Origin of the sequence: Dyadobacter sp. LHD-138, from assembly GCF_030929615.1 — a bacterium.
Taxonomy (GTDB): Bacteria; Bacteroidota; Bacteroidia; order Cytophagales; family Spirosomataceae; genus Dyadobacter.
On sequence record NZ_JAVFVU010000071.1, the window covers coordinates 1 to 13,807 of the forward strand.

Genomic DNA, 13,807 nt, shown 5'->3' on the forward strand with positions numbered 1-13,807 from the left:
TTACAGGCAGCTTCTAATTTTCGGCTGGAATACACATTACTTACATACCCGTAAACCAACACTTTGAGCAGCATCTGTGGGTGATAACTTGAAGCTCCTGTTGTTTTGTAAGCTGAATTCAGAGGGCCCAGGTTGACTTTGTTAATCACCTCGTTAACAACACGAACCGGGTGAGATTTTGGAACCAACTCCTCCAAACTGGGTGGTAACAGCATGATTTGCTGCTAGTTGTATGGTTTAAAAGTAGGCTGTTTTCCTGCCATTGTTCATAATTATTTATACCTAAAGATATAAAAATCAAGCAAATAGACAAAAAAATAAGTCAGAATTTTAGAACCATAATGTAAAATATATTAATATATAAAACAAGAAAAGAGGATGCCTTTCTGAGACACCCTCTTTACTTTTTATCAATCAAACTTTTAGGCTGTGGCGTTCTGCGCGCGGATATCTTTGAGAATTTGGTCGGCTCCATCCGATATCAGTTCGTCAGCCAGGAAAGTACCAAGTTCTTCCGGAAAGGATGTGGAGCCGCTTTCTGAGCGGCGGATCTGTACTTTGCCATCCAGGCTGATGATCCCTCCGGAAATATTTATTTCTTCCTGATTTAATATCGCCAGCGCAAATACCGGAATACTGCATCCGCCCTGAAGGCGTTTCAGGAAAGCGCGTTCAGCACGCAGACAGGTTTCTGTTGGCTCATGGTTAAGCAGCTTTTTAAGGATGGCTTTCTTTTCGTCAGCGAGGGAAACTGCATTTTCAATGGCGACACTGCCCTGGCCTACCGCCGGTGTAAATTCATCCAGCAATAAATGCTCAGCGATTTTATTGTCATATTCCATGCGGTGCACGCCTGCATAGGCCAGCAGTAATGCATCGCATTGGCCTTCTTCCAATTTACGCAGACGGGTTTGTAAATTACCACGCATATCCACCGTCCTGATGTGCGGATAATAATGTTTCAGCACTGCAATCCTGCGCGTCGAGGAAGTGCCGACAACGAATGCCTCTCCGCTAGTTAAAGAAAGATTTGTGTTATGGCTTACGAGCACGTCATTGGCACGCTCGCGTTCGGTAAAGGCGATAATTTCAAAATCATCGTCCAGGTGTGATTGCAGATCTTTGGCACTATGCACGGCAATGTCAATATCGCCGCTTCTTAGCTGATCTTCCAGCTCCTGCGTAAATACACCTTTACTGCCGATTTTGGATAACGAACGGTCCAGGATTTTATCCCCCTTTGTTTCTATAATGACGATTTCCGTGGTAATGCCTCCTTTTTTAAGGAGTTCTTCAACATAATATGCCTGCCATAAGGCTAGTTTACTACCACGTGTTCCTATTTTAATATGCATGTTTTCTATTGCGCTCAATAAAAATGAGGCGCATTTTTAGCCCGAAATGACTTCGGGAGTTGATTGTAAATTAATAAGGTTGAATAAGCACTTCTGCCGGAATCTGTATTTACAAAGATAAGGAATGTTACCAAGCGCGGGGTACAATCGTCCATAGACTTTTTTGGTTATAGCCCAACGGTGTCACCTTCATCCGTAATGATTTTTTCCTCAATATAAGCAACGATGAGGGACGCAATATCGATCCCGCTGATTTCTTCAATTCCTTTCAATCCGGGGGAAGAATTTACTTCCATGACTAGGGGGCCTCTTTCCGATTGCAAAAGATCCACACCGGCGATTCTTACGCCCAGTGCTTTCGCGGCTGCAATGGCCGTATGCTCTTCTTCGGGCGTCAGTTCTACCAGGGAACCTTCGCCGCCGCGATGCAGGTTGGAGCGAAAATCACCTTCGTGGCCCTGGCGTTTCATAGCCGCCACCACTTTATTGCCGATCACAAAGGCGCGGATATCGGCTCCCTTGGATTCTGCGATAAATTCCTGGATAAGAAAATTGGCACGTAGCCCATAAAATGCTTCAATGGTCGATTTTGCCGCTTTTGTTGTTTCCGCCAACACAACACCGACACCCTGCGTACCTTCCAGTAATTTGATGATCACGGGCGGACCGCCAACCATATGAATAAGCTCATTGACCTGTGCAGGGTTTTTAGCAAAAACGGTTTTTGGAATATCCACGCCAGACTTCGCAAGCACCTGCATACTGCGCAGTTTGTCTCGTGAACGTAATATCGCCTGTGACTTTACAGTCGTGAAAATTTTCATTAGTTCGAACTGCCGCACTACTGCGCAGCCGAAAGCATTGACCGAGGTTCCAATTCTTGGGATTACGGCATCAATACCCTTTATAGGTTTACCTTTATAAATGACAGTTGGCTTTCCTCCTTCAATCATGACAAAGCACTTGACGTGGTCGATAACCACGGCCTGGTGACCTTTCTGTTTGATTGCCTCCACCAGACGCCTCGTTGAGTAAAGGTCAGGATTGGTGGATAATATGGCGATTTTCATATAAATCTAATGGATTAAAAGAGTAGGGTTGGCCTCCGGATCATGGCTTTTATGTCTGGCTTTTTCAGCACTTTGCCTGGCCGAAAGATCTTTTTGAGACACATCAATCAGGAAACGGCCTTTCAGTAATTTACGTCCCAAAAGGATCGGATAACTCATTTTTTTACGGTTAGCCAGCGAAAACTCTGTACGTATTTTTCTGCCAAAAAGCACGATCTGTGTCTTGATGACATATCTTTTTTCTTCTTTACCGGAAGAATTCCTGACAATGGTTTCCTTGAATTCGCTGACGGAAAATGATTGCTGTGGTGCTCCTTTTTTTGCATCCAGGTAAAAACATAACCTGGTTGCATCTCCATCTTTGATGAGACGGACGCGGGCACAATGTATGGAAGAAGTTGTAGCGCCCGAGTCAACACGTACCGGGACGTTGTACCAGGCAAGTTCCGGTAAATCCACAATGTCGGTTGCCCCGATGAGCTCAATTTTTTTTTTCATCTACGTTGAAAAAACGGTGCAATAGTTAAGGAAAGGTCAAGAAACACCATTTTTGCTCTTACGTTTCTTTCGATATGGTAATATGCAACGTTTACTTCCTGAACCATATTTTCCAAGGCATCGAAATTAACTGCTTTGGAAAAATTTTGCACGAATGTAAGCTCTTCCTGGGGAACCCGCAACAGCTCTGCCGCGCCCTGGCTCCAGACGAGCATGTCACGGAAAAGTCTTAACGCATACTCAAATAGACCTTTCTGTTTTTCCTTGTTCATCCCGTCAAAGGAATCGGCCAGTTTTACCAGATTTGCCACATCGTATTTGTAACAATAACGCATCCATTCTGCAAACCAGGCCGAGCGGTCATCCGATGTTTCATGGATCAGCCGAAGTGCTTCCGACAGGTTTCCGTCGCAAAGGTAGGTAACCTGATTTGCAATACTCTCGTTCACAGCTTGTTGTTTCAAAAACAAACGCACCTCGTCATCGGAAAAAGCAGGGACGGCCACGCGTTGCGTACGGGAGATGATGGTAGTCAACAGCCGGTCAGACTGATCGCTAACCAATAGGAAAAGCGTTTTATAGGGTGGTTCTTCCAGTATTTTCAACAGCGCGTTGGCGGAAGAGGCATTCATGATTTCGGGCTTCCATATTAACAGAATTTTATATTCACCCTCATAAGATTTAACGGAAAGTTTTTTTAGAATACCCCGCGCTTCCTCCACAGAAATGTTGCCCTGCTTGTTTTCTGCATTGATAAAGTCCAGCCACTCGGGAAGAACCCGGTATGGTGTGTCCAGTAAAAAAGTACGCCAAAGCGGTAAAAAAGCTTCACTGGTATTACCGCTTACTTTTTTAGACGTTGCGATTGGAAAGATTGAATGAAAATCCGGGTGGATTAATTTACTCATTTTTGCACAGGAGGCGCAAACACCGCATGCATCTTCCTCGCTTCGGTTTTCACAGTTGATATAGGTGGAAAACGCGAGCGCCAAAGCAAGACCTCCGCCTCCGCTGGCACCGTCGAAAAGCAGTGCATGGGCCAGATGGCTCGTTTGCACCGATCGTCTCAGTGTTGATTTTATATGTTCCAGTCCCGGGATATCTCTAAAAAGCACAGTGGTTTGGGTTAATCTATATTCTTAATGTATGATAATTATCGCTGGCTTTGCGTTTGTTCAAACACCGCGCGCAGTATTTTTTCGTCGGTTTCATCAAAGGTCATACCACGGCGATTGACCGTGTCTTTGGCAACGGCCATGGCTTTTTCAAACCGGTACTCCGTAAATCCTTCAGTATTGCCGCCCCACGAATAGGAGGGGATGTGTTTGGATTGGAAACCCGCGCCGAAAACATTGACATTAACACCGACGACTGTACCGGTGTTAAACATGGTTGAAATCCCCGCCTTGGAATAATCGCCCATGAACAACCCGCAAAAAAGCAAACCCGTACTTTCCGGTTGGCCTGTCACATAACTATGCAGTTTCACCGGTGTATGGTCGTTTTTAAGGTTTGAATTATTGGTATTGGCGCCAAGGTTACACCATTCACCCAATACCGAATTACCCAGATAACCGTCGTGGCCCTTGTTGCTGTACCCAAATAACACACTGTTGCTGACTTCGCCACCCAGTTTACAAAACGGTCCGACAGTGGTATTAGGCCTGATTTTTGTGCCCTGCGCCAGGACAGAACTGTCGCCAATGGCAAAAGGCCCCTGGATTAATGAGCCTTCCTGTATCAACGCATTGCGTCCGATATAAATTGGTCCGTTCTCAGCATTTAAAACCGAAGCTTTAATGACTGCCCCTTCTTCAATAAAAATATTTTCAGGGTTATAACAGTGGGTGAATGGATCAGTAAGTTTGGCGGATTGCCGTGTACTTTTTATTCTTTCGAAATCCAGCTTGATCTGTGCGCCGTTCTGGGTGAAAATATCCCAGCTATGCCGGATCATAACGACCGGTTCCGCGTACGTAATACGCTTGCAATGTGCAGCCGTATGCGCCGGTTTCCAATCCCGGGCGGAGCTCCTTATTGCCAGGATTTCATTTTCAGGAGAGATCAGGGCCGATTCGCCGGGCAGATTTTCAATGGCGTTTACCAGTAAAGCATCCGGGCAAATTGCTCCGTTGATATAAATGGAATCTTCTGATGCCAGGGCTGGAAACCGCAGGCTCAGATAATCATCCGTTTGATAGGAAACAGGGGATTGCAGCCAGTCATTCCATTTTTCAGCGATGGTCCGGATACCGCAGCGGATTCCGGCGATGGGGCGTGTGTATGTAAACGGTAATAATTGTAATCGAAGTTTTGGATCGTCGAATAAGATGATACTACGCATATCGTGTTTATGTATGTATCGTCAAAGTTCGGCCATTTTTTTGGTTCGGACAAAAAAGAAAGCAGTCTCTGATCGCTTTCGCTTTGAGACTGCTTTCTTGAAGACCTTAACTTGTAAAAATTAAGCTTCAGTAGTTTCTTTTGTACCGTAACGTTTTCTGAATTTATCAACACGTCCTGCTGTATCTACAAGTACATTTTTACCTGTGTAGAATGGGTGAGACTTAGAAGAAACCTCGACTTTGTATACAGGATAAACCGTTCCATCTTCCCAGGTAATGTTTTCGCTGGTTTCGATTGTCGAGCGTGTAATAAATTTAAAATCGCTGGATAAATCCCAGAATACTACTTCTCTGTAATTGGGATGAATATCATTTTTCATTTGTATATGCAATTATGTGTTTCGATACAATTCTCAAAAAGGATTGCAAAAGTAATTATTATAAACCGACGGAGCAAATAATCTTATACAATATTTTAATAAATTGATTGTCAATGTGTTTTACGTTGCAATACTTTTGACTTATTGGCAGAAAACAGCGACCCGGCGTCAGATCTTTTTTGGATCCGCCAAAATCACGCAAAACGATAAATTAACGCGTACTTTCTACGGTATAGATAAAGCTGTCGGCCTTATAATAGCCCACATTGTACTCGATCGGCCTTTCGCCCTGATCAAAAACGAATCTTTTTCTGAGCAAAACCGGGCTCCCGATGGGTATTTTGAGCTTGGAGGCAATGAAAGCGTCGGCTGCTTTTGCGCTGATTTCCTCTTTCGATAGCGTCGCAATCACAGAATAGTCATTTTCCAGCAACTCGTAAAGTGGCCGTTTGAAATCTTCGTCACCTGTTAAACCAACCCTGGGATGAAAATAAGAGGCAAAATAGACAAATGGTTCGTCGGGTTTTCCTCGGACCCTTTCCATTTTTAATACTTTCCGGTCTGTTTTTATTTCGAAAAAGTTGGCAAGCGATTCCTCGGGCAGTACCCAGGTTACATGCAGTTCAAAATTTTTGATGGGTACGCCTCTCAGCTTCATTTCCTGAGAAAAACTAAGCCAGTTATTCGATTTTGAACTTACAGCGGCACTGGAAACCCTGGTGCCTGTTCTCTTTTTCCGGATCAGAAGGCCTTCAAATACTAATTTATTTATGGCTTGCCTTAACGTTGTCCGGGATATGGCCAATTGTTTTGCAAGATCAACTTCATTGGGTAATACCATGCCGTTTTGATACTGCTCCTCAGTGATTAACTGTCTCAGGAGCGTTTCCGCCTGGGCATGCAACGGTATCGGACTTTTGTGGTCAATAGAGTACTTCATCTAACTTTTGCGAGCGGTTATTGGTACAATAGTAAGAAATTTTCCCGTTTGATTTGTTGATACATATTGTTTTAGCGGGGTAGTAAATGTAATTCTTTATGTTTTTTAAATAAATAATGAAATTATATTTCAGAATATTCTAATTATTAATATGTTTGTACATTATAACATAAATAGCTGCTGGTAATTAGCTATATGCGATTAGCTCAGTAACTGGACTGATTAATAGCTTATTATAAAAATCAATAAGTAGCTGCTGGCAATAAGGAAATAAATCAATCTTAATAATTGTAAATGAACGTATTACGAAAGATGTTCAGCGGTGGTCTTATTGGACTGTCTGTCCTGACTTCGGTCTTTGCCGGCAGTGCAAGAGACAGTGTATTTAAATATGTTGATCCTAAATTAGGCACCGCACACAGCCGATGGTTTTTCTACACACCGGCTGCCGTACCCTATGGAATGGCCAAACTCGCGCCTTCCACGAATGGGCACTATGGAAATCCATCCGGTTGGGAAGCTGTCGGTTATGATACCCGCCATACCTCCATTGAAGGCTTTGTCCATTTTCATGAATGGCAGGTCGGTGGTATTAGTTTTATGCCTGCAACCGGTCCTTTAAGGATAAAACCGGGTGATCTGGAACGGAAGGAAGAGGGCTATCGGTCGGGATTTGATAAAAAAAATGAAATAGCCGAGCCGGGTTATTACAAAGTCTTGCTGGATGATTATCAGATCACGGCTGAACTTACGGCAACCAAACATGTGGGATTTCACCGGTATACCTTCCCCGCAAATAAGGAATCCAGAATCCTGCTCGATATTGGAAATGAGCAGGGGGAAAGCGGTGCGGTACGCGATGCGGAAATCAGGATGACCGACGCCACGCATTTTGAAGGATTTGTGACCACTTACCCTAAATATGTAAAAACGTATGATCCGCAGGGCCAGGTTTCCATGTATATCTCGGGGGAAATCAGCAAAAAGCCGGTGCATGTAGGATCTTTTACGGCCAGCGGTATTCAGCCCAAATCGAACGCTGCGAAGGGAAAAGGGGCAGGGTTGTATCTTGAATATCAAACAACTGCCGGGGAAGTAATCGAAATGAAGGTGGGATTATCCTATACTTCCGTTGCCAATGCAAAAGAAAATCTGATGGCCGAGGCCAAAAATATTTCTTTTAAACAGGCGCAAACCGATGCCCGGAATACCTGGGAAACCGAATTGAGCAAGTTGTATGTGGAGGGAAGTACTCAAAAAGATAAGATTAAATTTTATACCGGTTTGTATCACGCCCTCCTGGGAAGAGGCACAGCCAGTGATATCAATGGCTCTTTTCCAAAACATGATGGCTCGATTGGGAAGCTGCCCAAGGATAAAAACGGAAATTTCAGTTACAGCATTTATAATACCGATGCGATCTGGGGCGCATACTGGAACATTACCCAGTTGTGGGCGCTTTCTTATCCGCAGCATTACACCAATTATGTCCAGTCGCAGTTGGAAATTTACAAAGCAAGAGGATGGTTTGCGGATGGTGTTGTCAATGGCAGCTTTGTTTCCGGCGTTGGTACCAACATGGTTGGGCTAGCCATAGCGGGCGCTTATGCGTCGGGAATCAGGGATTATGATACAAAACTTGCGTATGAGGCGGTGAAAAATAATGAACTGTCGTACAAAAACAGGCTGGAAGGATCGGGGAAAATGGATCTGTCGGCGTTTATTAAATATGGCTATTCGCCCTATCTGGTAAAGAATATAACGGATTCAACCGGGTCGCATTTTTCGGCATCACATACCCTGGAATATAGTTTTAGCTCGTTTGCGGCTGCACAAATGGCCAAATCGCTGGGTAAAAAGGACGATTATCAGAAACTGATTAAATATTCAGAAGGCTGGAAATTGCTTTTCGATCCGATTGAAAAAGTGATACATCCGAAAGATGCCGAGGGCAACTTCATCGATAAATTTGATGCTACGGAGCCCTGGAGAGGATTTCAGGAAGGCAATGCGATACAATATACTTTTTATGTTCCGCACAATCCGGCCGGGTTAATAGAAGCAACGGGGAAACCAGTCTTTAATGAAAAACTGAACAGTATTTTTGAAACGGCTCAAAAAAGCGGTTTCGGAGGAGGAAAGGAGATCGATGCCTTTGCTGGGATTAAGTCGTTGTACAATCATGGCAACCAGCCCAATCTTCATGTCAGCTGGCTTTTTAATTTTTCCGGTAAACCATGGTTGACGCAAAAGTGGACACGGGCGATCTGTGACGAGTTTTATGGCACGGAAAGTATTCACGGTTATGGTTACGGGCAGGACGAGGATCAGGGCCAGCTGGGCGCCTGGTATGTCATGGCGTCACTGGGTTTGTTTGATGTAAAAGGCCTGACGGATCTAAGACCGGTTATCGAGCTGGGAAGCCCTGTTTTTGATAAAGCAGCAATCCGGTTGGGTAATGGTAAAAATCTGGTCATTGAAACGAAGCATAATTCGAAGGAAAATGTATATATCCAGTCGGCCCGATTTAATGATAAGGTTTTAGACAATTGCTGGCTTTATCGTGATGAATTGATGAAAGGCGGAAAGTTGATTCTGACCATGGGCAATCAGCCCAACGAAAACTGGGGCAAGACAGCGCCGCCTTCCGAGCAATAATGATAATGACAGAAAAGCCCCTGTTTCCCGGAGAATTTAATCCGGGAAACAAGGGCTTTTTGGTTAAGGCGACAATCGGATAGCGGTTACACTTCGCTGATCTGTTTTTGAAGCACTTCAATTCCTTTTTTGGACTGGCTGTCAAAATCCTGATAGACGAAACATTCAATGGAAAGCCCGCCCTTGTATTTTATTTTTTTCAAAGCCGCCAGATATGGCCTGAAATCATCGCCTGCTACGCCGGGCGGGGTCCGGTTTTGTTTTTCGGCAATGTGACAATGCACAATATGTTTTCCAAACCTGACGATCTGGTCGGCAGGTTCATCTTCTTTTAGCATGTGGTATATATCACAAAGCAGCTGAAAAGACGGACTATTCACCGCATTGATAATTTCTACGCCTTCCGATAAACTGTTAATAAAATTGGTTTCACCCCGGTTTAAAGGTTCCAGTGCAATCGTGACACCATGTTTTTCTGCCAGCGGAGCCATTCTTTTACTCAGTGCTATATGTTGTTCCTTGGCTTTGTCACGATCAAAACCTTCGGGGATAATCCGGGATGTGCCGCTCCCAAAAACGATATACTTGGAACCGCACTCTTTTGCCCTTTTTAACGCCAGGTCGGTGCGCTGTAAAATGGCTTCATGGTTAGCATCCGGGCCCAGTGTTTTCAGCTCGCCTGGCAGCAGGATCACATAGGAACGGATAGGGAACTGGTCCGATTGCAACTGCTGGAGATTTTTGGCATATTGCATGTCTCCGTTTTTCGGAATCAGAAATCCACCCACAGATTCTTCAATATAGGAACATCCATAATTTTTCAATAGCGCGGCTTTTTCGTAGGAAGCATAGACACCCAGAGGCAGGGAAAACCTGGCCCCGAAATCGTCATGAGAAACGGCCCTGACAAGGCTTTCCGTGCCCAGCGATAAACCAGCGCAGATCCCGGCGGATTGTTTCAAAAATGTCCTTCTTGACTGAGGTTCAAATGGCTGCTCCATATCGGTTATTTTTTTAAAAGTATATGTATTATTAGAAAGGAAGAATCGGTATAATATGTATATAAAAAATAGGCGTAATAAAGAAAAGTTTACAAATTTAAAATTTTGTCAATAATTTATTTTACGGTAATATATTGAATATCAGATATTATTATAATGTATTTTTGGAATTTGTATAATTTTATATAAAAAAAGTGTGCAAATATTTTATAGAAAAAACACGAAAAATATTTTTCTATAAACCAAATATACCTTCATATTGGTAACCGGCTTGTTTTAAGAATATTAACAATTTGATAATTTGTACTATCCTTACAAAGCGATTTTTTAGGTTAAATTACCAGTTGCACTTTTGATTTATTTTCAGTTATTTCATGGAAATTTATTTCTCCCTCCCTTGAATCATTAACAACTTTAAATCTCTTTCACCTCAGAAAAAAAATTGACATGTCTATGTACGTTATAAAGCGTGACGGTCGCCGTGAGTCGGTAAAATTCGACAAAGTGACTGCCCGTATTGAGAAACTGAGCTATGGCCTTGATAACAATTACATTCAGCCCATAGAGGTAGCCAAAAAGGTAGTATCCGGTATTTATGATGGTGTAACCACCGCCGAACTGGATAACCTCGCTGCTGAAACAGCCGCTTCGATGACTACCAAGCATCCCGACTATGCGATTTTGGCGGCCCGGATTGCGATCTCAAATCTCCATAAAAACACATTGAAGTCGTTTTCGGCTACAATGAAACGTCTTTATACTTATATAGATGATAAAACCGGCGAAAATGCTTCGTTGATTTCCAAGGAAGTTTACGAGGTGATCCGCCAGCATGCATCTTTGCTTGATTCTACCATTATATACGACCGGGATTATGCCTATGATTACTTTGGCTACAAAACCCTGGAAAAATCTTATCTACTTAAAGTTGATGGAAAAATTGTAGAACGTCCGCAACAAATGCTGATGCGTGTTGCGATCGGTATCCACCAGGACGATGTGCAGGCAGCTATTGAAACGTACCATTTGCTTTCTGAGAAATGGTTCACCCATGCCACGCCTACCTTGTTTAATGCGGGTACGCCCAAGCCACAGATGTCTTCCTGTTTCTTATTAACGATGAAAGAGGATAGCATCAATGGGATTTATGATACACTGAAACAATGTGCGCTGATCTCGCAGTCGGCTGGCGGTATTGGTTTGAGCATACATAATGTACGTGCGACCGGTACTTATATTAAAGGGACCAATGGAATGTCCAACGGTATTGTGCCGATGCTTCGCGTATTTAATGATACAGCCCGTTATGTAGACCAGGGCGGCGGAAAGCGTAAAGGTTCCTTTGCTATATATATGGAACCCTGGCATGCCGATGTTTTCGATTTTCTTGATTTGAGGAAAAATCACGGTAAGGAAGAGCAACGGGCACGCGATCTTTTCTATGCGATGTGGATTCCGGATTTGTTTATGAAACGGGTGGAGGCTAATGATACGTGGTCACTATTCTGTCCGCATGAATGCCCGGGACTGGCTGATACGCATAGCGCGGAATTTGAAAAATTGTACGAGCAGTATGAACTGGAAGGCAGAGCCCGTAAAACGATAAAAGCGCAGGATCTGTGGTTTGCCATTCTTGAATCGCAGATTGAAACGGGTACACCTTATATGTTGTACAAAGATCACGCGAACTCAAAATCAAACCAGAAGAATCTGGGGACAATTAAGTCGTCCAACCTGTGTACGGAAATCATGGAGTATACTGCGCCTGATGAAGTAGCGGTGTGTAACCTGGCTTCGATTGCATTGCCAAAATTTGTGGAGATGAAAGAAGACGGTTATTATCGTTTTGATCACCAGAAATTATATGAGATCACGAAAGTGATCACCCGCAACCTGAATAAGATTATTGATCTTAATTATTATCCTGTTCCGGAAGCTGAGAAAAGCAATAAAAGACACCGCCCGATCGGTATCGGGATTCAAGGTCTGGCGGATGCATTCTGCATGATGCGTATGCCTTTTGATTCTGATGAGGCGCGTCAATTAAATAAAGATATCTTCGAAACCATTTATTTCGGAGCGATGGAAGCTTCCATGGAGCTGGCAAAACTTCATGGTCCTTACGCAAGCTGGGAAGGAAGCCCGATCTCACAGGGGATATTCCAGTTTGATATGTGGAATGTAACGCCTGAGAGCCAAAATTGGAATTGGGATAAGCTGCGCAAAGAAGTTATTCAGAATGGTGTGCGTAACTCATTATTACTTGCGCCTATGCCAACAGCTTCTACAAGTCAGATTTTAGGCAACAATGAATGTTTTGAACCATTTACATCCAATATATATGTAAGACGTGTTCTTTCGGGAGAATTTGTTGTGGTCAACAAGTATTTGTTGAAAGACCTGGTGAAGCTTGGGTTATGGAATGAAGAAATGAAAAACAACCTGGTACGTGCCAGCGGTTCGGTTCAGGCCATTCCAAATATCCCGCAGAACATCAAAGATCTTTATAAAACGGCATGGGAAATTAAGCAGCGCAGCATCCTGGATATGTCTGCTGATCGTGGGGCTTATATTTGCCAGTCGCAGTCTTTGAATATCTTCCTGGAAGAACCTAATTTTGGAAAATTGACATCGATGCATTTCCACGCCTGGAAAAAAGGATTGAAAACCGGTATGTATTATTTACGGACACGTGCTGCTTCTGCTCCGGTTCAGTTTACATTGGGCAAACAAGCTGAAGCACAAATCGAGCCAGCTACCGAAGTGGTTGCGGAAAAGGAATTGAATTACGTACAATATGCGGAAGATCATACCAAGCCGGCTGCACCGCGTGACAGTCGTTCGGATATGCAATGCTCCTTGGACGATCCGGAAGGATGTGAAGCGTGCGGGTCTTGATTGGAAACCGGGAATAAAAGTATAAGCAAACAGGCTTCAGCTTTTAAGCTGGAGCCTGTTTGCTTATACAAAGGATGTGCGCATATAGAGAAATGTTTAGGATTGCGTTGTAGGGTATAATCTGTTGCAGGTGTAATTCGTTGCTGAAGTGCGGTTCGGCGTAGCTATTTGTTGGACCTGCTCTCCGACTATGTCCCGGTGTCATCGGATTTTGAGCGCATAATGTTTTACCATGATATTACGCAGCATAAAAACAGCGTATTGGATTAAGAGATAAATAAGCCTATGAAAACATATAAAACCGTTCTTCGCGCAGTACTAATGTTGGTTACGATCTTCCTTTTGCTGATTGGAGCGCTTAGCTCATATCAAAACTGGTCGCACAGTAAAAATATTATGGGAATCGGGTTAATGCTTTTCATGGTGATGATAGCGGATCACTATATCAGTAAACGGATTTTGGCTAAACGGGAAAAGGATTCTTAGGCGGGTGTTTAAGTTTGTTGATCTTATTTGATAATATATTCGCCATCTCGTTAATCACTCCCTGTTTCTAGCTTTGGAAATTGACGCTATTTTTTCTGCGGCTCCTTAGGAGCCTTCTATGCATGATCCGGGAACACCCGGCTGGATGCAGTCATTATTCTTCTTATATATAGGTA

The 13,807-nt window shown here is 43.5% G+C and carries 12 protein-coding genes; 3 read left to right on the top strand and 9 right to left on the bottom strand.

Translation table 11 applies throughout. The features are described from left to right. The 8 genes from RB622_RS29375 to RB622_RS29410 form a co-directional block, all read right to left on the bottom strand. The coding region (locus RB622_RS29375; protein WP_308050404.1) for a transposase at positions 1-215 on the bottom strand (215 nt) is incomplete at its 3' end. Positions 216-422: 207 nt separating this feature from the next. Beyond that, the gene (hemC, locus tag RB622_RS29380) at positions 423-1,355 is read right to left on the bottom strand and encodes a hydroxymethylbilane synthase (RefSeq protein ID WP_308050405.1); all 933 of its coding nucleotides are present in this window, start codon (positions 1,353-1,355) and stop codon (positions 423-425) included. A gap of 167 nt (positions 1,356-1,522) precedes the next feature. Continuing rightward, complete coding sequence (gene rimK, locus RB622_RS29385) at positions 1,523-2,425, bottom strand: 30S ribosomal protein S6--L-glutamate ligase (RefSeq protein ID WP_308050407.1); 903 nt, start codon at positions 2,423-2,425, stop codon at positions 1,523-1,525. A 6-nt stretch (positions 2,426-2,431) separates the two neighbouring features. Next, positions 2,432-2,923 carry a RimK/LysX family protein gene (locus tag RB622_RS29390; protein ID WP_308050408.1) on the bottom strand — a complete coding sequence of 164 codons (492 nt, stop codon included), beginning with the start codon at positions 2,921-2,923 and terminating at the stop codon, positions 2,432-2,434. Beyond that, the gene (locus tag RB622_RS29395; protein WP_308050409.1) at positions 2,920-4,038 is read right to left on the bottom strand and encodes a DNA polymerase III subunit delta' C-terminal domain-containing protein; all 1,119 of its coding nucleotides are present in this window, start codon (positions 4,036-4,038) and stop codon (positions 2,920-2,922) included. The genes RB622_RS29390 and RB622_RS29395 overlap by 4 nt, the downstream gene beginning before the upstream one ends. Before the next feature lie 38 nt (positions 4,039-4,076). Continuing rightward, positions 4,077-5,267, bottom strand: coding sequence for a putative sugar nucleotidyl transferase (locus tag RB622_RS29400; protein WP_308050410.1), 1,191 nt, complete (start codon positions 5,265-5,267; stop codon positions 4,077-4,079). Between the two features lie 120 nt (positions 5,268-5,387). Continuing rightward, positions 5,388-5,648 (bottom strand): type B 50S ribosomal protein L31, encoded by a 261-nt coding sequence (locus RB622_RS29405; RefSeq protein ID WP_090337802.1) that lies wholly within the window; start codon positions 5,646-5,648, stop codon positions 5,388-5,390. Positions 5,649-5,859: 211 nt separating this feature from the next. Continuing rightward, positions 5,860-6,588 carry a GntR family transcriptional regulator gene (locus RB622_RS29410; protein WP_308050411.1) on the bottom strand — a complete coding sequence of 243 codons (729 nt, stop codon included), beginning with the start codon at positions 6,586-6,588 and terminating at the stop codon, positions 5,860-5,862. A gap of 294 nt (positions 6,589-6,882) precedes the next feature. Between RB622_RS29410 and RB622_RS29415 the strand changes: the two genes are divergently transcribed. Then, positions 6,883-9,246, top strand: a complete 2,364-nt coding sequence (locus tag RB622_RS29415) for a GH92 family glycosyl hydrolase (protein ID WP_308050412.1) — start codon at positions 6,883-6,885, stop codon at positions 9,244-9,246. 86 nt (positions 9,247-9,332) lie between these two features. Here RB622_RS29415 and RB622_RS29420 read toward each other — a convergent pair whose 3' ends face one another. Beyond that, positions 9,333-10,247: a sugar phosphate isomerase/epimerase family protein gene (locus tag RB622_RS29420; protein ID WP_308050413.1), complete on the bottom strand. Its 915-nt coding sequence runs from the start codon at positions 10,245-10,247 to the stop codon at positions 9,333-9,335. A gap of 453 nt (positions 10,248-10,700) precedes the next feature. On the opposite strand from RB622_RS29420, the gene RB622_RS29425 reads away from it, so the two are divergent. Both RB622_RS29425 and RB622_RS29430 read left to right on the top strand, forming a co-directional pair. Continuing rightward, entirely contained in the window at positions 10,701-13,145 is a 2,445-nt protein-coding gene (locus RB622_RS29425; RefSeq protein WP_308050414.1) for a ribonucleoside-diphosphate reductase subunit alpha, read from the top strand. Positions 13,146-13,430: 285 nt separating this feature from the next. After that, entirely contained in the window at positions 13,431-13,631 is a 201-nt protein-coding gene (locus tag RB622_RS29430; RefSeq protein WP_308050415.1) for a hypothetical protein, read from the top strand. The last annotated feature ends 176 nt before the right edge of the window (positions 13,632-13,807 follow it).